Source organism: Streptomyces sp. NPDC056527 (genome assembly GCF_042794475.1).
Lineage (GTDB): Bacteria > Actinomycetota > Actinomycetes > Streptomycetales > Streptomycetaceae > Streptomyces.
The window spans coordinates 1-20959 of sequence record NZ_JBHTTQ010000118.1 but is presented as its reverse complement, the minus strand read 5'-3'; the positions used below and the strand labels follow the sequence as shown (position 1 = coordinate 20959).

Here is a 20959-nt window from a genome sequence, read left to right as displayed (position 1 = left end):
AACTCCACCCCCAGCTACATAGGCGGGCGCCCCCGCCGCCGTCCCCCGCGGCGGGCCCCCCCGGCCGGGCCACGCCTCACTCGAAGTTCCTGAAGACCCCGTCGGGGTCTCGTCGCGCCTCCGCGGCGAACTCCTCGAAGCCCATGTTGCCGATGGACAGGTTGGCGTGGATGGAATGCACCCCGGCGGGAACCGTACGGAATCGGGTGCCGAACTCGGTCAGCCAGGCGTACTCCTCGTCGTCGCAGTCCGCCCGGGTGAGCGTGGTCACAGCGAGCAGAGCACGGTGCGCGCAGGACATCGTCGTCCGGTCGGCGAGGAACACCACGCTCAACTCCTCGTCGCCGGCCACCGCTGCCAGCACCTCCTCCACGTCAGCCCCTGCCCACGCCGGATCGTCGACCACGTGCGCGGAGAGGTCGGCATCGTCGGCCAGCGCGGTTCGTACCTCCTGCCAGGTGCTCTCGTCCTCGTAGTCGGTGCGGACGACCAGCGCGTCGAAGTCGTCATGGCGTGCCACGGACGGCCTGCGCTGCGGGTCCAGCAGGCGGGGCCGGGCGAAGTCCGTGTTGTCGACGAGGACGTCCATCCTCGGCAGCGGGTCGACCTCGGCGAGGTAGATGCGCTCCGCCACCAGATAGCGGTCCCGGTGAATCGCCTCGGCGTCCGAACCGGCCCAGTTCTGATCCCGCTCCGCGCCGCGTCGTACCGAGAGTTCGGCGTCCACGTCGAGCCAGACGCGGTAGTCCCAGTAGTCGTCGATCTCGGGGCGGAAGGCGAAGACGCCGTCCACGACGAGCACGGCGTCCGGGGCGAGCGGGGTCCGCTGTGCGGAGTGGTCGATCTGGGTGAGCGGATCGATGCCGCAGAGGGCGCAGGAGTCCGCCTCGGGCGACCGGACGGGATCCAGCAGCAGACTCCTGACCCGCTCGTAGTCGTACGCGTTGCGGTAGTAGCCCTCGCCGGACTCCCGGTCGTAGAGGTGCCGGTCCTTCCACGGTTTCTTGAAGTCGTCGAGCGTCGCCCGGAGCACCGGGCGCCCAGCGCCGGCGATCCGTTCGGCCAGCTCGTGCCCGAAGCTCGTCTTGCCGGCCGCGGTGAATCCGTCGATCCCGACGAGCAGGCGGCCGGGACCGCGAGCGAGGACCGCCCGCGCCATCTCCTCGACGAGCGAGGTCCGTTCGGCCGAGATCGCCGCAGGGACCGGCTGCTGCCAAGTCGAGGGCGAGAGGTGGACGTCGGCGCGCTGCACAGTCATGGGCCGAACCTATCGACGGGACCCGCACGGTGGGCGGCCGGGTGCCCACCCCACCGCGAGCGGGCGGCGGTGACGGCGTGCAGGAGCCGCAGCAGAGGGCCGGCCTCGCGGTCACCACGTCCTCGATGTGCACCCCCGCCGGCCACTCCGGCAGCCTGAGCCGTGGGTCACCGCGGGCCCGAGCGGACCGGGGCGGTGCCTCGGTCCGTTGCCGTCACCAGTCCCGGGCGGCCACCAGCTCCTCCACGTCGGCGTCCGCGAATCCGTAGGCCGTGGCGACGAACCAGAAGTTCTCGGCGATCTCCTCACGGGCGACGGTCTCGATCTCGCTCCCGGCCTCCAGGAAGTCCGCCTCCAGGGCGTTGAACTCCTCGGTGGCCACCTCCGTGAGCGCGTACAGCGCCGTCAGATCGGCCGGCTCTTCGGCCTCGATCCGCTCGCAGAGCCGCTGCAGGATCGCCTTCCCCTTGTCGACGACGCTGTCCGGGTAGTACCCGTCCTCGTACAGCGCGCGCAGAAACGCGTACTCCGTCACCTGCTGGTTCGTGATGGACATGCGATCCCCTTCACCTCTCGATCACCGATGCGACCATCGTTCCCCACACCACTGACAACGGCCTCCGCTCAGAGTTCCCTCGGGCCGTAGAGGGCCGCGGGCGCGCCCGTCGCGAGGGCCCAGTAGCGGTCGCCGTACGACCAGTGCCACCACTCGGTGGGGTAGTTGACGAACCCGGCACCGGCGAGCGCGGCACTGAGGATCTCGCGGTTCCGCCGGGCCTCCGCGGTGATCCCGGCGGCGTGCGTGTAGCAGGCCCCCGCGCTCTCCTCCGGGCTCGCGTTCATCCGGGTGCCCAGGTCCAGTTCCCGCCCGTCGGGATCGGCGAGGGTCAGATCCACGGCCGAACCGGCGCTGTGCGGCGCGAGCTCGGGCGGCGAGACGTAGCGGCTGGCCGCGGCGTGGACGTCCTCTGCGGGCCAGTCGGGGTGGGCGGCGCGCAGTTCGTCTCCGTACTCCGTGAAGTACCGGCGCTGCAGGGACAAGGGGCGGTAGCCCTCCACGTACAGGAGGCGCAGTCCGTCCGGCAGCCGCTCCTGGGCCCGGAGCAGCCGGTCGAGGACACCCACGCGCAGATGAGCGAAGGCGCCCGCTCCGTCCTGCTTGCGCGGGTCGACGAGCAGGGAGCCCTCCGCGCGCACGTCCACGAGCCGTTCGTCGCACTCCTCGACAGGGACGGCGGCGACCTTGGGGTCCGACATCAGCGTGATCTCACTCATGGACCCGATCATCCCCCCACCCGTCGAGAGCTGGTGACGACGGGTCAGCGGGCGTCGTGGCGCCCGGGGTCTCCCGACGAGAGGCGCGCCGGGGTCCCGGGAGTTCCGCCTAGGCGGAACGCTCCTGTGCGGGCCGCCTGCGCAGCGCTCCCAGGTAGACCCCGATCAGGATGAGCGGCGTGCCGATCAGCAGCGAGGCCGTGAGGGGTTCGTCGTCCAGCCAGGCCGACACCAGGATGGTGACGACGGGGATGACGACGAAGACGTACGCCGCCCGTGACGCGTCCCAGCGGTGGACCACGAAGAGGAAGAGGACGAAGGTCAGCACGGAACCGGCCACGACCAGATAGGCCAGCGCCCACCAGGTCGCGGCGCGGTCCGGGAGGCGCCAGGTGTCACCGGCGGCGAGCGAGCCGGCGAACAGCAGGACGGAGGCGGCGGTCATCCCCACGGCGTTCATCGTGACGGCGTGGACCTTCGGCAGCCGCCGCACGAGCACGGTGGCCTGCGCGAACGCCAGCATGCTGCCCAGGATCGCGAGCAGGGACAGCACGGGCACGCCGCCCTGCAGGGACGCGTGCGAGATGACCGCGACTCCGGCGGTGGCGAAGACGGTGCCGACGGCCGCCATGCGGCGGAAGCGTTCGAGGCCCTGCGCCACCGCGAGCAGCAGGGTCGCGAGCGGGACCAGGGACAGGATGGTCTGGCCGAGCCCGGCGTGGATACGGACCAGCGCGTAGTACGCGAGCGCGAAGGTCACACCGAAGTTGAGGACGCCGAAGAGGATCGCTCCGGCGAGCGCGCGACCGCGCGGGAACTCCAGTCGGCGTACGGCCATCACGGCCAGCAGGAGCAGCGAGGCGGCGCCGAACCGCACGGCCGCGCCCCACAGCGAATCGAGTTCCCGGTTGCTGAACCGGACACCGACCGCGTTTCCGCCCGCGAGGACCGCCACGGTCAGGAACACGGCGAGCGTCACGCGGTCTGAGGCACGCTGCACCGGCCCACCGTAGCCGCGACGCTTCCCCCGCCCCGTACGGGACACACCGCCACGCCTGCCTCAGCTCTGCGCGGCCACCGTCTCGGCGAATGCTCTGATCAGCGCGTTCTCGGCGGCCGTCGGCCAGACGAGGCCGTACTCGATGGGCGGCCCGTCGCGCAGGGGTACGTAGGACACGCCCGGGCGGGGGTGGTAGCGGGCGCCCCGGGCCGAGCCCGGGGAGACTCCGCGGCCCGCGCTCACATGGGAGAGGACCTCCTGCCAGGAGGCGGCCACCGGACCTCGGGGGATGACCGCGCCGGAGGGGGTGCGGGCGGGGTAGTGGGCGTCCAGCCAGGAGCGGGAGTTGGCGCCCGCCGTGGTGACCAGAGGCACGCCGGCGAGGTCGTCGAGCGAGACGGATTCCCGGCGGGCGAGAGGATGGGCGGCCGGGACGAGGAGGACCCGGGGCTCGTTGGAGAGGACGGGGCCGGTCGTGAGCCCGGGTTCACGGGCCGGGAAGGCGGTGAGCAGGAGGTCGAGTTCGCCGTCCAGGAGCGGCCGGACTCCGCCGTCGAGCGGCACCTCCCTGATGTGGATCTCGCAGCCGGGGTGGCTCGCGAGGAAGGCGTCGGCGGCCGTGGCGAGCAGTTCGCCGCTCCAGGGAGCGCCGAAGCCGGCCCGGAGCGTGCCGTGGACACCGCGGCCGGCGGCCGTGGCGCGTTCCAGGGCGGCGAGGATCTGCCGATGGGCGGGGCGCAGGTCGTCGTCGAGGCGGCGGCCGACCGGGGTGAGACGGACGCTGCGGCTGGTGCGCTCGAAAAGCGGCGTGCCCACCCGGCGCTCCAGTTTCTTGACGGTCTGGCTGATCCGACCGGTGGAGACGCCGAGGCGTTCGGCCGTGCGGCCGAAGTGCAGCTCTTCGGCGAGCGTCAGGAACGCCTCCAGTTCGTGCCGTTCGAGCATCGCACCGCCCCTCGTCGTTGAGTCTCGCTAAACGCCGCTTGCATTGTTTCACCTTGATCGGCCGCGTCGGCGGACAGCAGCCTGGGGGCATGAATCCGCTGACCGACTCGGCACCGCAGGTTGCCGCCTCCCGCCCCGGCACCTCGCCGAGCGTTCTCGTGATGGCGGTGGCGGGGGCGGTCACCGTCGCCAACATCTACTTCCCCCAGCCGTTGCTCGACGCCATCGCCCGGGGCCTGGGCGTCTCCCCGCACACGGCGGGCCTGGTCTCCTCGACCGCCCAGCTCGGGTACGCGCTCGGACTGCTGCTCATCGTTCCGCTCGCCGACACCGCTCGGCTCCGCCGCCTCACCGGCGTGCTGCTCGCGCTGACCAGCGGCGGGCTGCTCGTGGCCGCGGCGGCGCCGAACGTCCTCACCCTCACGGTCGCCACCCTCGCCGTGTCCACCACCACCGTCCTGCCGCAGATCCTCACCCCGGTCGCGGCCGCACTCGCCGAGCCCGGCGACCGCGGTCGGGTCGTGGGGCTCATCGGTCTGGGGCTCACGCTGGGCTCGACCGTCTCCCGCACCGTCTCGGGCGCGGCCGCGGACGCCGGCGGAAGCTGGCGTACGGCCTATCTGCTGGCCGCTGCGGCGACGGCCGTCCTGCTGTTCCTCGTGCCCCGCGCCCTGCCCGGGCGCGCCGGGCCCGCCCAGCACAGGCTGCCGTACCCGCGGCTGCTCGCGAGCCTGCCCCGGCTCTTCGTGGAGCACGCGGCGGTACGGGCGTCGGCGCTGACCGGTGCCGCGGTCTTCGCGGCGTACAGCGTCTTCTGGGCGACGCTCGCCTTCCATCTGGCCGCCCCTCCGATGGGCCTCGGCCCGGGGGTCGTAGGGCTCTTCGGGCTCCTCAGCCTGCCCGGGGCGCTGCTCTCGGCGTACGCGGGACGGCTCACCGACCGGTTCGGCGCGGGCGCGGTGAACGTCTGGTCACTGCTCTGCGTGGCCGTCTCCTTCCTCGTCGTCGGGTTCGGGGCGCGCTCGCTCGTGGCGCTGGCGGTCGGGGCGAATCTGCTGGTCCTGGGGACCAGCGCCTGTCAGGTGGCCAACCAGGCGAGGATCTTCGGCCTCGGCAGCCGGATCGCGGCCCGGGTGAACACCGTCTTCATGCTGTCCACGTTCGCCGGCGGTGCGATCGGTTCGCTCACGGCGGTGTGGCTGTACGGAGCGTACGGCTGGACCGCGACGATCACGGCCGCCGCCGGGTTCACGGCGCTCGCCGTCCTCGCGGTCGCCGCGACACGCCGTACCGTCCCGAGTTGCGCACCGGGCGACACGCGCGAGGCTGGGACTCACGACCCGCGCACCCTCGCAGGGAGAGACGATGCATGATCTCGCGGCCCTCGCCGACGAACACCTGGCCGCCGCGCGTACCGCCGCGCACGGCCGGAGCGCCCATGTGGTGGTGCACGACGGGGTGCTCCGGCAGAGCGTGATCGCGCTGGTGTCGGGTACGGCTCTCGACGAGCACAACGCACCACCGGCGGCGAGTCTGCAGGTTCTGCGGGGGCGCGTGAGGCTGACGGCGGCCGGCTGGTCCGAGGAGCTGTCGGCAGGGGGGCTCCAGATGATCCCGAAGGAGCGGCACGGGCTCACCGCTCTGGAGGACGCCGTGGTCCTGCTGACCGCCGTCAACGACTAGGGCTGCTTCTCGGGACACGCCCGATCAGCGGCTCGATCTGCGCTCCGCTCGCGACCGCGCGTTCCAGGGCTCGCCTCGGCTCAGCCGCCCGCCCGAGCGCCGGTCCGCTCGCCCCCGCGCGTTCCGGGGCTGCCCCTCGGCTCAGCCGGCCGCCCGAGCGCCGGTCCGTTCCGCGACGCGGGTGGCGACGTCCTCGGGCAGTACGGGCGGTTCGCCCGTGGTCCAGACGGCTCGCACGGACATCCGGCTGACGCGCCAGCCGTGGTCGGTGCGTCGGAACTCCCCCTCATAGACGCCGCCGACCGTGAAGAGGGGGTTGGCGCCCGCGCCGCGCGCCTGGAGGGTGGAGTCCGGATGGACGTGGGTCATGTGGGCGTTCCAGCGGACGTGGGCCGTCCGCCCGCCCGGTTCGTGCCGGACGACCACATCGGAGGAGACGTGCTGGGTGGCGGCGAACCGCCCGATGGCCACCTCCACGTGACGGACGGCGTCGGCGCCATCGGCCACGCCGATCGGCGTCGTCGTCCGCAGGTCGTCGGTGACGTAGGCGTCGGCCCAGCCCTCGTCGAACCGCCGCTCGTCCATCACGCGGAAGAAGCCGCTGATGAGAGTGGTGATCTCGAAGTGGTCCTGAAGATTCGTCGTGCCGCTCGCATCGCTCATGGCCCGATCATTCGACCTCGACCATGCTTGAGGTCAAGGGGATCCCGCATCCTTCCGCCTCGGGCGCTCACACGGTTTCGTTCAGGTCCCGCGCGTAGTACTCGATGGCCCGCCGGTACCTGCGGACGCCCGGATCGCCGCTCGTGGTCGCCAGCAGATTCAACAGCAGCTGTGCGGACTCGTGGTGTTCGCCCGTGTTGAACAGAGCCATCGCGAGGAAGGTGCGCAGCGCGCCGTCGTCCGGGAACTCCTCGACCGCGCCGCGCAGGGTGGTGACCGCCTCCTCGTACCGGCCGAGGACGCGGAAGGTGCTGCCGAGCCCGAGGAGCGCTCCCCGGCGGTCGTCCCGCGACAGCCCGGCGCCGGGAGACTTCAGCGCGCGTTCGTAGAAGGGGACGGCCTCGGCCTCCAGACCGAGCACGTCGTGGGCCCAGGCTGTCTGGTACGCGACCTCGGCGTCGTCGGGGTACCGCGCGGCGAGCTCCACCAGTCGGTCCCGTGCCTCTTCCTGTCGGCCCTGCTCGCGCAGTCCGACCGCCTCGGCCAACCGCCCGTCCCGCTCGTCGCCGTTCGTGAAGGCATCGTTCATGGAGGCATCGTCGCAGGTCGCCCGGGACCGCCGGGCGGCGGCTGCCAGATGACGGCGCGCCATACTCCACCCCGCGTGTTGTGGCGGCCGGGCCCATAGAAGGGCCGCGCGGCTCGCCCCTAACCTCCCGGCCATCGACCCGACTTGAACGAGCCGCCCGGGAGACCCCATGCGTCCATTCCGCCCGCTCCGCCCACGCGGGCCGCGCCGGCTGACAGCTCTGCTGCTGTTCGCCGCCGCGACCCTCTTCCCCGTCGCGACACCGGCGGCCGCCGCCCCCGCCGCGGCGCCCGTCCCCGTGCCGGGCACCCTCCAGCCCTACACGATCGACGCCGTCCACAGCTCCGGGGTGTCGTCGGGCGGCTATATGGCCACCCAGCTCCACGTGGCGTACTCCGGCACGTTCAGCGGTTCGGCGGCCTTCGCCTCGGGACCGTACAACTGCGCGCAGAACACGCTGAACCTCGCCCTCTACGCCTGCATGGACACCATGCAGAATCTTCAGCTCGCCCAGCTGGAGCAGACCACCCGGGACTGGTCGGCGCAGGGACTCGTCGATCCGGTGGCGAACCTGGCGGGCGACCCGGTCTATGTCTTCAGCGGCTCGAACGACACGACGGTCAAGCGGCCGGTGGCGGACGCGCTGGCCGACTACTACGGGCGGTTCGGCGCCCGTGTCCAGTACAACCGGAGCACGGCGGCCGGGCATGCCTGGATCAGTCCGCTCGGCCCCAACTCCTGCACGGTCACGCAGAGTCCGTGGATCAACAACTGCGGCGTCGACGCCGAGCGTGAGCTGCTCGGCCATCTCCTGGGCTCCGTCGCCGCGCCCAGCTCGTCGCCCGGCGGGAGCCTGATCCAGTTCGACCAGAACGCCTACGCGCCCGGTGGCGCGGCGGCGCCGCTGTCCCTGGACGACAAGGGCTTCGTCTATGTGCCGACGTCCTGCGCCGGGGGCGCGTCCTGTTCCCTGATGGTGGCGCTGCACGGCTGCAAGCAGGGGTACGGATACCAGGGCTTCGGGACCCGGTTCATCGACAACGCGTACCTCAACGAGTACGCCGACACCAACGACATGATCGTGCTCTACCCGCAGGCCGTTCCGACGGCGACCCTGGACAACCCCAACGGGTGCTGGAACTGGTGGGGTTACCTCGGCGACTCGTCGTACGCACGGCACGGCGGCAAGCAGATCGAGGCGATCATGGGGATGGTCCGCGCGCTGCGCGGCACCACTCCCCCGCCCGTGACCGACCGGGTGACGCTGTCGAGCGTGGACGCGCAGGACGGCTATGTGAAGGCCGCTGCCGACGGATCGGCGCCGGTGGTGGGCACGCTGGAGGACTCCTCCGGGCTGGCGCTCGGCCGTGGCACCGACGGCAAGCTGAACCGCGCGCTGCTCTCCTTCGACACGTCGAAGATCCCGGCGGGCAAGGAGATCACCCGCGCCTATCTGACGGTGAACCGCAGCAGCGGTTCGGGCGACCCCTGGGCCTCCCCGGCGAGCAACAAGCTCCTCGCGGACGTCACCACGGGCTGCTTCGGCGCCTGCGCCGTCGAAGCCTCGGACTGGTCGGCCGCCGCCACGGTGGCGGGCGGGGCGCAGATCGCCTCGTTCTCCTCGGGCTCGGCCTCCTCGACGGACCTGTCGCCGACGGCGCTCTCGGCCCTCGACCGCGCCGGCACGACCCAGGTCCGGCTCCGCTTCGAATCGGCCCAGGCCTCGACGGCGTATCTCTTCGTCAACCAGTCCACTCCCGTGACGCTGACGGTCGAGTACCGCTGACCCCACCCCGCCGGACGGGCGCCCCCGGGGCGTCACCCGTCCGGCGGACGGGTCGGCGCGCACTTCGCGCGCCCCGAGAGCGGCCGCGCGTCCCGTGACCGCGCGGGCGGCGGCCGTCGCGACCACGGTCCGTCACCGGCACGGGCGGGTGGGAAGCGCCTGCTGCTGTTCCAGTGGAGGGAGCACTGCCCGGACGTCGACCCACCTGGACGGCACCTGATGACGATGTCTCCCCTCGGTTCCTTCGGCGGACCGGACCCGTTCAACGAACTCCTCAACCGCTTCTTCGGGATGTCGCCGGCAGCCTCTCCCCCGGCCGTCCAGCGGGTGCCGATCGGCAGGCTGCTGACGGACTCGGCGCGCCAGCTGCTCGACCGGGCCACCACCCGCGCCGCCGACGACGGCAGCGCCGACCTGGACACCGAGCACCTGCTCTGGGCCTGCACCCAGATCGACCCCGCCCGCGGTCTGCTGGCCCAGGCGGGCGCCGACCCGGACGAGTTGGGCAGGGTGATCGCGGAGGTCCTGCCGGGAGAGAGCAGCGTTCCGTCCGCGGAGCCGGGGCTCACCCCGGCCGCCAAGCGGGTGCTGCTGCGTGCGTATGAGCGCTCGCAGGCGTCGGGGGTCTCGTACATCGGCCCCGAGCACATCCTCGGCGCGCTCCTCGACGACCCGAACGGGGCCGCCGCGAAGGTGCTGAGCGGATACGGGACGGATGTCGACGGTCTGCGCTCCACGGCCGACCGGACGGTGCGGCCGGAGGGCGCCCCGGCGGCCAAGCCGGAGAGCAGGACTCCCACGCTCGACGAGTACGGCCGGGATCTGACCGATGAGGCGCGGGCGGGGAGACTCGACCCGGTGGTGGGGCGGGCCGAGGAGATCGAGCAGACCGTCGAGATCCTCTCCCGCCGTTCGAAGAACAACCCGGTCCTCATCGGCGAGCCGGGCGTCGGCAAGACCGCGATCGTGGAGGGGCTCGCCCAGCGGATCGTGGCGGGCGAGGTGCCGAAGACCTTGGAGGGCAAGCGCGTCATCGCCCTGGACCTGTCCGGACTCGTCGCCGGCGCGCAGTACCGCGGCCAGTTCGAGGAGCGGTTGAAGAACGTCATCGACGAGGTGAAGGCGGACGCGGACTCGACGGTGCTGTTCATCGACGAGCTGCACACCGTGGTGGGCGCCGGCTCGACGGGCGAGGGCTCGATGGACGCGGGCAACATGCTCAAGCCGGCTCTGGCCCGCGGCGAGCTGCATGTGGTGGGCGCGACGACGATCGACGAGTACCGGCGGTACGTGGAGAAGGACGCGGCGCTGGAGCGGCGGTTCCAGCCCGTGATGATCCCGGAGCCCTCGGTGGAGGAGACGATCCTGATCCTGGAGGGGCTGCGGGACTCCTACGAGGCCCACCACCAGATCCGCTACAGCGACGCCGCGCTCGTGGCGGCCGCCGAGCTGTCCGACCGCTACGTCTCCGACCGGTTCCTGCCCGACAAGGCCATCGACCTGCTGGACCAGACGGGAGCCCGGGTGCGGCTCCGCTCACTGGGCAAGTCGACCGAGGTCGTGGGCCGGGAGGACCGGCTGGCGAAGCTGCTCCGCGAGAAGGACGAGGCCGTCGGGGCCGAGGACTTCGAGAAGGCGAACGAGCTCAAGCAGGAGATCGCCCGCCTGGAGGGCGAGCTCGCGGGGGTCGAGGAGCGGCGCGAGGGAGTGATGGAGGTGACCGCCGACGACATCGCGGAGGTGCTGTCGCGGCGTACCGGCATCCCCGTCGCGCAGATGACGCAGAGCGAGAAGGAGAGGCTCCTCAAGCTGGAGGACGCCCTGCACAGCCGGGTGGTGGGTCAGGACGAGGCGGTCACCGCCATCGCCCAGGCCGTGCGCCGCAACCGGGCGGGCATGGGCGACCCGAACCGTCCGGTGGGCTCCTTCCTCTTCCTCGGCCCGACCGGTGTCGGCAAGACCGAACTGGCCAAAGCCCTCGCGGAGTTGCTCTTCGGCGACGAGAACCGCATGGTGCGCTTCGACATGAGCGAGTTCCAGGAGAAGCACACGGTCTCCCGGCTCGTGGGCGCTCCGCCCGGATACGTCGGTCATGAGGAGGCCGGCCAGCTCACCGAGAAGGTGCGCCGGCAGCCATACAGCGTCCTGCTCTTCGACGAGGTCGAGAAGGCGCACCCCGATGTCTTCCACACCCTGCTCCAGGTGCTCGACGACGGGCGCCTCACGGACTCCCAGGGGCGGACGGTCGACTTCCGCCACTGTGTGGTCATCATGACGTCGAACATCGGCGCCCAGCGGATCCTGGCCCATCACGGCGATGTCTCGGAGATCCGGGACGACCTGAAGAAGGATCTGCGGGCGTACTTCGCGCCCGAGTTCCTCAACCGCATCGACGAGACGATCATCTTCCACGGTCTCGCCGCGGACGATCTCACCCGGATCCTCGACATGCTGCTGCGGCAGAGCGAACGCCGTGTCCGGGCGCAGGGCCTGGAGCTGGAGGTGACGGAGGCGGCGAAGAAGCTTCTCGTCGCCCATGGGCACCAGCCGGAGTTCGGCGCCCGGCCGCTGCGCCGCACGATCCAGGCGGAGCTCGACAACAGGATCGCGGACCTGCTCCTGGGTGGCGAGGCCGACCCCGGCGACACGATCGTGGCGGACGTCGTGAACGACGCGCTGGTGTGCCGGGTCAGCAAGCAGGAGGCCGGCTCGGCGGCCGCGTGACACCCCCTCAGCCCGCGGGGCACGGAAGTGACGTCTCCCCTTCCGGCCCCGCGGCCCCATGCCGTCCCCCGCGGCGCCTGGCCCGAGGATCAGGAGGACTTGGTCCATTCGAGGGTCACGCGCAGGTTCGCGCTGCTGCTGCCCTTGACGATGAGCGCGGTCAGGCCCCCCGCGTCCAGGCCCAGTTCGCAGCCGAACTCCACGGTCGCCCGGTCCGGTGCCGCCTGGTGCAGTGCGTGGCTGAGCTGGCCGGCGAACGAGGACAGGGCGCGGGTGACCCCGGAGAGGTCGGGGACGCGGTCGCCCAGGCCCTCCAGGTCCGAGTCGGGACCGAGCCGCTCCGCCTCCACGTAGAGCACGGCGCCTTCGACCTCGACCTTGGTGACGTCCCGCATCACGGATCCCTCCGGGGGTGGGTGGCGAGCAGATCGCCAGTATCACCGAGGGGTGGTCACAGCTCGGGCAAGCGGACTCCCGAGGCGTGGCGGGGCAGCTGCGGGGTCGTGGACACACCGGCGTCCGTGGGGCGCGCCTGCGGCGTCGGTGGAGTGCGCCTGCGGCGGCGGTGGAGTGCGCCTGCGGCGGCGGGCGCGCGTCCGGCGTCGGTGGAGGGCGCCTGCGTCCGTGGAGTGCGCGCGCGGCGTCGGTGGGCGGGCGCCCGTGCTGTGTCGGAGCGGGGTGTCGGTGGGCGGGCACCCGGTGTCGGAGCGGGGCGTCGGCCGTCGGCTCCGGTGCCTCGTCGGCCCCTCGGCGGCCGGGCCCCCCGGCCGCCGCACAGGGGCGCGCGCCTCTTCCCCCGCCGAACTCACCGGGGCGGCTCCGGCAGCTCCTCGCCGGTCTCCAGGAGGGACTTGAGGCTGGAGAGCAGCGCCGGCCAACCCTCGCCGATCATGGCGCGCATCGTGCTGTCCGGCTCCAGGTCGTCGTGGACGACGGTGAGCTTGACCGTGTCCCCGGCGGGCTCGATGTCGAAGGTCACCTTGGAGCGGCGCTCCTTCGCGAGCTTCGCGTACACGTCGTCACCGATGCCGACCGCCTCGGCCCACTCCGGCGTGAAGGTGTGCCAGGTGTACGAGAGTCGTCGGCCGGGCTCGGCAGCGAGGACCACCTGCTCGGGGTCGCTGGTCCTGCGGCCGCCCTCGTCCCAGACCATCGGTGATCCGGCGGTCCAGGTGGTCTCGAAGGTCACGCCCCAGTAGCGCCTGGTGAAGGCCGGGTCGGTGAGGGCCTGCCACAGCTCCTCGGGGGTGGTGCGGATGTAGGTGGTGTAGACGAACGCGTTGCTGTCCATCGGGTTCAGCTCCAATGCTGACTTCAGGTCGGCGAGCGCACGGACGCGCTCGCGGGCGTACTGACTGATCCAGCGGTCCGCGATGGCATGGATCGGAGCGGCGTTCAGGTAGTGCAGCTTCTCCCGTCCTCGCCGCACCGTGACCACCAGCCCCGCCGCCTCGAGAAGCGCCAGATGCTTGCTGACGGACTGCCGTGCCATGTCCAGACCCGCGCAGAGCTCGCGCAGGGTCTGGCCGTTGCGGGCGTTCAGGCTGTCGAGCAGCCGTCGCCGACTGGCATCGGCCAGTGCCTTGAACACCTCGTCCATCGCCCCACCTCAACATGCAGCCTTTTAGCTGCCTCTACGGTAGGCAGCTGTTCGGCTGCGTGTCAACGACCTCCCGTTCCGGCGGGCCGGAGGGCCGCCGCCACCAGCCCTTCGATCTCCTCCATGGCGACACTCCCTCCTCCGACGACCCGGTCGAGCACGAGACCGTCCACACATGCGAGCAGCGTCAGCGTTCGCCCCTCGGGGTCCTCGACCCCTTCCCCGGCGAGGAAGTCGCGGACCGAGTCGCGACCGGGGTTCTCGCGCGGGACCAGGATTTCCCGGAGTTCGGGGTCGCGCACGCTCTCGACCACGCAGGCGTAGCGGGCCAGCGAGCGGCGGCGCCCCTCCCCGGCGAGGCGCGCCGCCACGAGCAGGCCGATGCCGTGGGCGAGTTCGGCCGCGGAACGCGGCGCGGGGCCGCGCTCCGCGGCCGCTCGCAGCTCCGCCTGGTCGAGTTCGACCAAGCGGCGGACCAGGGCGGTCAGGAGCGCCGAGCGGGTGCGGTAGTACGCCGAGGTGGTGCCGGCCGGCAGCCCCGCGGCGGCATCGACCGCGCGGTGGGTCAGCCCGCGCATCCCGGCGTTGGCGAGGACACCGAGCGCGGCGTCGGCGAGGAGAGTACGTCGATCGGAGGTCACCCCCACTTTCTACACCTGTAGAGAACGCGCGCTACTCTTTCTACAGATGTAGAAGTCGCGCGAGTCGGTTAAGGACAGGGGGCTGGTCGGCATGGGGAACATCGCTGTCGTCGTCGGCGCGGGCATCGGAGGGCTCGCCGCAGCGATCGGACTGCGGCGCGTCGGCTGGGACGTGCGGGTCGTGGAACGCGCACCCGTCCTCGACGACGCGGGCGCCGGGATCTCACTGGCCGCCAACGGCATCCGCGCCCTTGACGAGCTCGGCGTCGGCGCCTCCGTACGGGCGGCCGCGCGCGGTCAGTACACCGGTGGCACCCGCACCCCGGACGGCTCCTGGCTCGCCCGGATGGACGGCGCCGCACTCGAACGCGCCCTGGGCACACCCATCGTCGGCATCCCGCGCGCCGCACTGCACCGTCTGCTGCGCGACGCGCTGCCGCCGGGGAACGTGAGGATCGGAGTGGAGGTGACCGAGGTCGACCACTCGGCACCGGGGCGCGTACGCGTACGGACCCGGCCGTCCGGCTCCTCGGCCGCCCCTGACGCCGACGCCGAGCTCGACGCGGACCTGGTCGTGGCCGCCGACGGCGTCGACAGCCGCACCCGAGCCGCCCTCTTCCCCCACCACCCCGGCCCGGTGTACAGCGGCTCGACCGTGTTGCGCGCCCTCACGGAACCGCTCGACCTCGACACGGACTTCGAGATCACCTGGGGGTACGGCGCCGAGTTCGGGCACATCGCGCTCCACGACGGGCGTGCGGAGTGGCATGCCGTCCTCAACGCCCCCGCCGGGGTCCGGCACATCGATCCTCTCGGCGAGGTCCGCAGGCGTTTCGCCGACTGGCACCAGCCCATAGGCCGGCTACTCGACGCGACCCGCCCTGATGCCGTGCTCCATCACGACATCCACGAACTGGCCACGCCGCTTCCTTCCTTTGTCACCGGCCGCATCGCCCTGCTCGGCGACGCGGCCCACGCCATGACCCCGAACCTCGGCCAGGGCGCCTGCCAGGCCCTGGAGGACGCGGTCGTACTGGCCGCCGCACTGGCGCACGACTCCGACACCGACACGGCACTGGCCGCCTACGACGCCGAGCGCCGCCCACGGGCACAGTCGGTCACCGTCGCCGCCCGTAAGGCCGGCCGCATGGGGCAACAGCTCTCCGGCTCGGCAGCGGTCACCCTGCGCAACGCGGCCCTGCGGCTCGCTCCGTCGGGCATGGCCGTGCGCATGATCCTGCGGCACGCCGACTGGACCCCGCCCCGGCTCCCCCCACCGGGCTCGGGCACCTCGCTCGTTGAATAGGTGCGGACGAAACCAGGTGCGGACAAAACTACTCAACGGGGCTGCTACTTTGTGCGGATGTCCCTCAAGCACGCGGTCCTGGCAGCCCTCCTGGAGGGTGAGGCGTCCGGATACGACCTGGCCAAGATCTTCGACGTGTCCGTGGCCAACTTCTGGGCCGCCACTCCGCAGCAGCTCTACCGGGAGCTGGACCGACTCTCCGACGCCGGTCTGATCGCCGCCCGTGTCGTCCAGCAGGAACGGCGCCCGAACAAGCGGATGTTCTCGCTCACCGAAGCGGGCCGCCAGGACCTGATGGCGTTCACGGCACAGCCGCCGCGGCCGACCGCCATCCGTGACGAGTTGATGGTTCAGGTCCAGGCCTGCGACGAGGGGGACACCGACGCGGTGCGCGGTTTCGTCGAGGAGCGGATGGAGTGGGCCCGGGGCAAGCTCGCGCGGTGGGAGAGGCTGCGGGAGTGGATGCTCGACGGCCGGGACGAGGCCACGTACCTCCGCGAGGCGGAGCGGATCGGCCCCTATCTCACGCTGATGCGGGGCCGCTCGCTCGAGGAGGAGAACCTGCGCTGGGGCGAGCAGGTGCTCGCGATCCTGGACCGGCGCCGGACCGTACGCCAGCAGGCCTGAGGCAGAGCCCGGCCCGATCCGGGACCCATCGGCACACCTATGCTTGGCAGCGTGACAGATAGAAGGAGCGATGGCGGCGCGCCCGTCGAATCGGGCGTCGATCCGGGCCGGTCCGAGGCTCCGTCGCGCGGGGCGGGGGCGCGCGGGCCACTCGACCTGTCGCTGCTGCGCACCTTCCTCGCCGTCCACCGCACCGGCTCCTTCACCGCCGCGGCCCGACTGCTGAGCCTGTCCCAGCCGACCGTGACCACCCAGATCCGCTCGCTCGAACGCCGCCTCGACCGGGAGCTGTTCGAGCGGCAGCCGCGTGGCGTGGCGCCGACGCCGTACGCCGACGAGCTCGCGGCGCAGGTGGCGGGTCCGATCGACGCTCTCGCCGCCGTGGCCGACCACGGTCCGGGGGCCGCACCCTCACCCCAGCCGGTCCATCTCGCCGGGCCCGCCGAGTTCCTCTGTGTGACCGCTCTGCCCGCCCTCGCGCCGCTGGTCGGGGAGGGTGTACGGCTCCAGGTGACGCCCGGGCTGACGGACGAGCTTCTCGACGGGCTACGGGCGGGCCACCACGATCTGGTGATCTCCACGGTCCGCCCGCGTGGGAGGACCCTGACGTCCGTGCCCCTGGACGACGAGGAGTTCGTGCTCGTCGCCTCCCCCGAATGGGCGCGGCGGATCGGCCCGGACGCCGTGGCCGGGGACGGGCCCGCCGCCCTGCACGGGGTGCCCATGGTGATGTACGCGGAGGATCTGCCCATCGCCCGCCGCTACTGGCGCCATGTCTTCGGCCGGCGCCTGACCGGCGAGGCCGCCGTCACCGTGCCCGATCTGCGGGGCGTCGTGGCCGCGGTCGCGGCGGGGGCCGGCTTCAGCGTGCTGCCGGCATACCTGTGCCGCGCGGAGCTCGACGCGGGGCGGCTCGTGACGCTGCTGGAACCGGAGGACCCGCCGATCAACACGGCCTACCTGGTCCAGCGGCCCGGCACACCCGAGAACCCGCATGTGACGCTCGTACGGGACCGGCTGCTGGCCGCCGCCCGCGACTGGTGACGCGCGTCCTTACCCTGCGGTAACGTCACCGGTCGTCGACCGGAGGCGCCGGTCGCGGACAAGGGGCGGACCGGATGAACGTCGGTGACATCGTCGAGGACTTCACTCTCCCGGACGAGACGGGGACGCCTCGCTCGCTGGTCGGCCTCCTCGCGGACGGCCCGGTCGTCCTGTTCTTCTATCCGGCGGCCCTCACCGCCGGCTGCACCGCCGAGGCCTGCCACTTCCGCGATCTGGCCGGCGAGTTCCGGGCGGCGGGAGCGCGCCCGGTCGGCATCAGCTCCGACGTCGTGGAGCGGCAGCAGGAGTTCGCCGACCGCCACTCGCTCGGCTACCCGCTGCTGTCCGACCCGGAGGGCTCGGTCCGCGACCGGTTCGGGGTGACGCGGGGCTTCTCGCTCGCGCCGACGAAGCGGGTCACGTTCGTCATAGACACGGACCGCCGGATCCTGGAGGTGGTCCGCAGTGAGCTGCGAATGAGCGCCCACGCCGACCGCGCGCTGGCGGCGCTGAAGACCCGCACGGCCTGAGCGGACGGGGCGGGTCGGGTGCCCTGACGTCCCGCGCCCCGACATGCGGACGGGCCGGGGGTGGGCAACACTCGCTCGTACGCGCGGTCGACTTCCGGCCGCGGCCGGAACGGAGTGTAGGCATGGACGACTACCCCCTCCTCAATGTCTTCTGGACCATGCTCTGGTTCTTCATCTGGATCATGTGGCTGTTCCTGCTGTTCAAGGTCATCACGGACATCTTCCGCGACCACGACATGAACGGCTGGGCCAAGGCGGGCTGGCTGATCCTGTGCATCGTGCTCCCCTACCTCGGCGTGCTGATCTATGTGATCGCCCGCGGCAAGAGCATGACCCAACGGGACCTCAAGCAGGCCAAGGAGAGCGAGGCCGCGTTCCAGTCGTACATCCGTAAGGCGGCCGGGACGACCTCGGGTGGCGGCCACGCCGACGAACTGGCGCGGCTTGCCGAACTGAAGGAGAAGGGCGCCATCACGAACGAGGAGTTCGAGAAGGCGAAGGCCAAGGTCCTGTCCTGACGGACGACAAGACGGAAACGTCCACCGCCGCGCTCTCCCGCTCGCTGCTGCGGGAGGCGCGCGCCGATCCGGGACGGCTTCCGGAGCTGCTGGCGGGGTACGCCCTACGACACATGGGGGCGCGGGCCGGGCGACGTGTGGAGCGACTGCGCAGGGAGCATCCGCAGGCCACCCCCGCCGAGCTCCGGGCCATGGTGGCTGAGCGGGGCCGGCGTGCGGTCACGGCCGAAGGGTCGTTCGTGGGCGGGCCGTTCATCCTGCTCATCCCCTTCGCGTTCTGCGGGGCACTGCTGCTCCAGGCACGGACGATCCTCGAACTGGCGGGCCTCGACGGCCGGGACACCACCGATCCCGAGCGCGCCGCCGAGCTGCTCGTCCTGCAGGGGGTGTACGAGGACACCGATGCGGCGCGCGCCGGTCTGCTTGCCCGCCGGACACCCGTCGACAGCGCTCGGCCTCGCCCCGGCCGGTTCGCCGCACTCCGGTACCTGGTCATGCGGATGGCCCGCCTTCTCGGCATCCTCGTGCCCGACGACGTCGGCCGGAGCAGGCTCGCCCGCATCGGCCAGTGGGTCCTCGTCGGCGCGGTCTTCCTCATCGGCCTCGTGGCGCCGCTGGTGTGGATGCCCTACATGGGGGTCTCGTACTACCGGGCCACCACCCGGTTGACGGACCGGGCGACCCTCTTCTACGTCGGCAGCCGAGACACTCGGACGGAACGTCCCGCCCGTCTCCGGCCGGAGATGGTTGCCGCCGGCCTGCGCGCGTTGGCGTCGATCCTGGTGCCGGTCGTGAGCGTGGCCGTGGTCCTCCTGACGGACCTGAAGCTCGGGGGCGCGCACTGGCCGCTCATCGCTCTGCTGCTGATCCTCTCCCCCGTGGTCGTGGGCGGCCTTTGGCTGTGGCGCCGCCACTCGGCCCGTCACCACAAGCACCCTTAATAGGTGTCCCGGATGCTTGTTTGATACGTTCACGGTGTGCGGCTGACGAAATTCACCGACCTGGCGCTGCGTGCCGTGATGCGCCTGGCGGTCCCCGGAGCTCCCGGGCAGGACCCTTCCGCCACCACCCGTGAGGTGGCGGAGGTGATGGCGGTTCCCTACGCCCACATGGCGAAGGTGGTCACGCGACTCCAGCACCTCGGGGTCGTGGAGGCCCGGCGCGGTCGGGGCGGCGGTCTCGCCCTGACCGAGACCGGTCGGCGTGCCTCGGTCGGCTGGCTGGTGCGGATGCTCGAGGGCGAGGAGGAGGTGGTCGCCTGCGAGGGCGACACTCCGTGCCCGCTGCGCGCGGCCTGCCGGTTGCGCGGGGCTCTGCGCCAGGCGCAGGAGGCGTTCTACCGCACACTCGATCCGCTGACCGTCGCGGATCTGGTCGAGTCGCCCACGGGCCCCGTGCTCGTCTCGCTGAGCGTGAACCGCATCGACTGACACCTCGCCCCCGACCCACCCCGCACCTCTTCACGGTTTTAAATACGTAGATCATCTACCATTAATGGAGTGTCGATGCTGTCCGAGCAGGCCGTCCCGGTCGTCCGAGCCACCCTCCCCGTCGTCGGAGCAGCGCTCGGCGACATCACCGATCGCTTCTACGCCGGGATGTTCGCAGCCCGCCCCGAACTGCTGCGGGATCTGTTCAACCGCGGCAACCAGGCCAGCGGCGACCAGAGGCGCGCGCTGGCTGGATCGATAGCGGCGTTCGCCGGGGCGCTCCTGGACGGCCCTGACACCCGGCCGGACGTCATGCTCTCCCGGATCGCGCACAAGCACGCCTCCCTGGGCGTCACCTCAGAGCAGTACAAGGTCGTCCACGAGCATCTCTTCGCCGCGATCGTCGATGTGCTCGGCGAGGCCGTGACGCCCGAGGTCGCGCGGGCATGGGACGAGGTCTACTGGCTGATGGCGAATGCCCTCATCGCCCTGGAGGCACGGCTGTACGAGGAGACGGGTGTCGCGGAGGGCGCGGTCCGCAGGCCGATGGAGATCGTCGAACGGCGCCAGGAGACGTCCGACATCGTCTCCTTCGCCCTGCGGCCCACCGGCGGGCGGCCGGCGGAGCCGTTCCGGCCGGGGCAGTACGTGAGCGTAGGGGTCGAACTGCCCGACGGCGCCCGGCAGATCCGCCAGTACAGCCTCTCCGCCGCACCCGGTCTCCCGCACTGGCGGATCACGGTGAAGCGCGTCGACGGCGACCCGGCGGGCGAGGTGTCGAACTGGCTGCACGCCCACGCGCGCGTGGGCGACACGGTCGAGGTGTCCGCGCCTTTCGGCGACCTCGTCCTGCCCGAGGGCGACGGCCCGCTGCTCCTCGCCTCCGCGGGGATCGGCAGCACACCCATGCTGGCCATGCTGGGGCACCTCGCCGCCACCGGCTCGCACCGCCCGGTCACGGTCGTCCACGCCGACCGCTCCCCCGCCGACCACGCGCACCGCGAGGAACTGCGCGGTCTGGTCGACGCGCTGCCGCAGGGCTCACTGCACCTCTGGTACGAGGAGCCGGGCGACACCGCCGACGCCCGCACGGGCCGCGCGGACGTCACCGCCCTCACCGTCCCCGCCGACGTGACGGCGTACCTCTGCGGCCCCCTGCCGTTCATGCGGCAGGTGCGCGGAGACCTGCTCTCCGGCGGAGTCGCCGCGGCGGCCGTGCACTACGAGGTCTTCGGCCCGGACCTGTGGCTGGGCGCCTAGGGCCGCCTGGGGGGCTTCGGCGGCTCCCGGGCGGGAGTGTCCGAGGCCCGGCCGGCCCCGCACCGTCGACGGTGCGGGGC

Annotated in this window: 22 protein-coding genes; 12 read left to right on the top strand and 10 right to left on the bottom strand. The window is 72.0% G+C overall.

The window, feature by feature from the left end; genetic code table 11:
• Nucleotides 1-76: 76 nt before the first annotated feature.
• The 5 genes from ACFQ7Q_RS33185 to ACFQ7Q_RS33165 form a co-directional block, all read right to left on the bottom strand.
• A complete protein-coding gene (locus ACFQ7Q_RS33185) occupies nucleotides 77-1258 on the bottom strand; it encodes a DUF6924 domain-containing protein (RefSeq protein ID WP_383561707.1) in 1182 nt (393 codons plus the stop codon).
• A 214-nt stretch (nucleotides 1259-1472) separates the two neighbouring features.
• The gene (locus tag ACFQ7Q_RS33180) at nucleotides 1473-1814 is read right to left on the bottom strand and encodes a DUF5713 family protein (RefSeq protein ID WP_383561705.1); all 342 of its coding nucleotides are present in this window, start codon (nucleotides 1812-1814) and stop codon (nucleotides 1473-1475) included.
• A gap of 68 nt (nucleotides 1815-1882) precedes the next feature.
• A complete protein-coding gene (locus ACFQ7Q_RS33175; RefSeq protein WP_383561703.1) occupies nucleotides 1883-2533 on the bottom strand; it encodes a M15 family metallopeptidase in 651 nt (216 codons plus the stop codon).
• Between the two features lie 109 nt (nucleotides 2534-2642).
• On the bottom strand, nucleotides 2643-3533 hold the full coding sequence (locus ACFQ7Q_RS33170) for a DMT family transporter (RefSeq protein ID WP_383561701.1): 891 nt from the start codon (nucleotides 3531-3533) through the stop codon (nucleotides 2643-2645).
• A gap of 60 nt (nucleotides 3534-3593) precedes the next feature.
• Nucleotides 3594-4478, bottom strand: a complete 885-nt coding sequence (locus tag ACFQ7Q_RS33165; RefSeq protein ID WP_383561699.1) for a LysR substrate-binding domain-containing protein — start codon at nucleotides 4476-4478, stop codon at nucleotides 3594-3596.
• An 89-nt stretch (nucleotides 4479-4567) separates the two neighbouring features.
• On the opposite strand from ACFQ7Q_RS33165, the gene ACFQ7Q_RS33160 reads away from it, so the two are divergent.
• A complete protein-coding gene (locus ACFQ7Q_RS33160; protein WP_383561698.1) occupies nucleotides 4568-5851 on the top strand; it encodes an MFS transporter in 1284 nt (427 codons plus the stop codon).
• Nucleotides 5844-6161: a cupin gene (locus tag ACFQ7Q_RS33155; protein WP_383561697.1), complete on the top strand. Its 318-nt coding sequence runs from the start codon at nucleotides 5844-5846 to the stop codon at nucleotides 6159-6161. The genes ACFQ7Q_RS33160 and ACFQ7Q_RS33155 overlap by 8 nt, the downstream gene beginning before the upstream one ends.
• A gap of 141 nt (nucleotides 6162-6302) precedes the next feature.
• Here ACFQ7Q_RS33155 and ACFQ7Q_RS33150 read toward each other — a convergent pair whose 3' ends face one another.
• Together ACFQ7Q_RS33150 and ACFQ7Q_RS33145 are read right to left on the bottom strand one after the other, a co-directional pair.
• A complete protein-coding gene (locus ACFQ7Q_RS33150; RefSeq protein WP_383561696.1) occupies nucleotides 6303-6824 on the bottom strand; it encodes a nuclear transport factor 2 family protein in 522 nt (173 codons plus the stop codon).
• A 67-nt stretch (nucleotides 6825-6891) separates the two neighbouring features.
• Complete coding sequence (locus ACFQ7Q_RS33145; RefSeq protein WP_383561695.1) at nucleotides 6892-7413, bottom strand: tetratricopeptide repeat protein; 522 nt, start codon at nucleotides 7411-7413, stop codon at nucleotides 6892-6894.
• Nucleotides 7414-7582: 169 nt separating this feature from the next.
• Here ACFQ7Q_RS33145 and ACFQ7Q_RS33140 point away from each other — a divergent pair, with 169 nt between their 5' ends.
• On the top strand, nucleotides 7583-9199 hold the full coding sequence (locus ACFQ7Q_RS33140; protein WP_383561693.1) for a poly(3-hydroxybutyrate) depolymerase: 1617 nt from the start codon (nucleotides 7583-7585) through the stop codon (nucleotides 9197-9199).
• Between the two features lie 219 nt (nucleotides 9200-9418).
• On the top strand, nucleotides 9419-11923 hold the full coding sequence (locus ACFQ7Q_RS33135; RefSeq protein WP_383561691.1) for an ATP-dependent Clp protease ATP-binding subunit: 2505 nt from the start codon (nucleotides 9419-9421) through the stop codon (nucleotides 11921-11923).
• A gap of 89 nt (nucleotides 11924-12012) precedes the next feature.
• On the opposite strand, the gene ACFQ7Q_RS33130 is transcribed toward ACFQ7Q_RS33135, so the two are convergent.
• From ACFQ7Q_RS33130 to ACFQ7Q_RS33120, 3 genes are all read right to left on the bottom strand, one after another.
• A complete protein-coding gene (locus tag ACFQ7Q_RS33130; RefSeq protein ID WP_383561689.1) occupies nucleotides 12013-12318 on the bottom strand; it encodes a CU044_2847 family protein in 306 nt (101 codons plus the stop codon).
• 410 nt (nucleotides 12319-12728) lie between these two features.
• Nucleotides 12729-13523, bottom strand: coding sequence for an ArsR/SmtB family transcription factor (locus ACFQ7Q_RS33125; RefSeq protein ID WP_383561687.1), 795 nt, complete (start codon nucleotides 13521-13523; stop codon nucleotides 12729-12731).
• A gap of 62 nt (nucleotides 13524-13585) precedes the next feature.
• Nucleotides 13586-14164 carry a TetR/AcrR family transcriptional regulator gene (locus ACFQ7Q_RS33120; protein WP_383561685.1) on the bottom strand — a complete coding sequence of 193 codons (579 nt, stop codon included), beginning with the start codon at nucleotides 14162-14164 and terminating at the stop codon, nucleotides 13586-13588.
• Nucleotides 14165-14255: 91 nt separating this feature from the next.
• Between ACFQ7Q_RS33120 and ACFQ7Q_RS33115 the strand changes: the two genes are divergently transcribed.
• The 8 genes from ACFQ7Q_RS33115 to ACFQ7Q_RS33080 all read left to right on the top strand — a co-directional run bounded on the left by ACFQ7Q_RS33115 (nucleotide 14256) and on the right by ACFQ7Q_RS33080 (nucleotide 20879).
• Nucleotides 14256-15470 carry an FAD-dependent monooxygenase gene (locus ACFQ7Q_RS33115; protein WP_383561683.1) on the top strand — a complete coding sequence of 405 codons (1215 nt, stop codon included), beginning with the start codon at nucleotides 14256-14258 and terminating at the stop codon, nucleotides 15468-15470.
• A gap of 57 nt (nucleotides 15471-15527) precedes the next feature.
• On the top strand, nucleotides 15528-16097 hold the full coding sequence (locus ACFQ7Q_RS33110; RefSeq protein WP_383561681.1) for a PadR family transcriptional regulator: 570 nt from the start codon (nucleotides 15528-15530) through the stop codon (nucleotides 16095-16097).
• Nucleotides 16098-16253: 156 nt separating this feature from the next.
• Nucleotides 16254-17141 carry a LysR family transcriptional regulator gene (locus ACFQ7Q_RS33105; protein WP_383561711.1) on the top strand — a complete coding sequence of 296 codons (888 nt, stop codon included), beginning with the start codon at nucleotides 16254-16256 and terminating at the stop codon, nucleotides 17139-17141.
• Nucleotides 17142-17215: 74 nt separating this feature from the next.
• On the top strand, nucleotides 17216-17671 hold the full coding sequence (locus ACFQ7Q_RS33100; protein WP_383561679.1) for a peroxiredoxin: 456 nt from the start codon (nucleotides 17216-17218) through the stop codon (nucleotides 17669-17671).
• Between the two features lie 122 nt (nucleotides 17672-17793).
• Nucleotides 17794-18189 carry an SHOCT domain-containing protein gene (locus ACFQ7Q_RS33095; RefSeq protein ID WP_383561677.1) on the top strand — a complete coding sequence of 132 codons (396 nt, stop codon included), beginning with the start codon at nucleotides 17794-17796 and terminating at the stop codon, nucleotides 18187-18189.
• A 113-nt stretch (nucleotides 18190-18302) separates the two neighbouring features.
• Nucleotides 18303-19130 (top strand): hypothetical protein, encoded by an 828-nt coding sequence (locus tag ACFQ7Q_RS33090; protein WP_383561675.1) that lies wholly within the window; start codon nucleotides 18303-18305, stop codon nucleotides 19128-19130.
• A gap of 36 nt (nucleotides 19131-19166) precedes the next feature.
• Nucleotides 19167-19619, top strand: a complete 453-nt coding sequence (locus tag ACFQ7Q_RS33085) for an RrF2 family transcriptional regulator (RefSeq protein ID WP_383561673.1) — start codon at nucleotides 19167-19169, stop codon at nucleotides 19617-19619.
• A 75-nt stretch (nucleotides 19620-19694) separates the two neighbouring features.
• A complete protein-coding gene (locus tag ACFQ7Q_RS33080) occupies nucleotides 19695-20879 on the top strand; it encodes a globin domain-containing protein (protein ID WP_383561709.1) in 1185 nt (394 codons plus the stop codon).
• Nucleotides 20880-20959 lie beyond the last annotated feature (80 nt).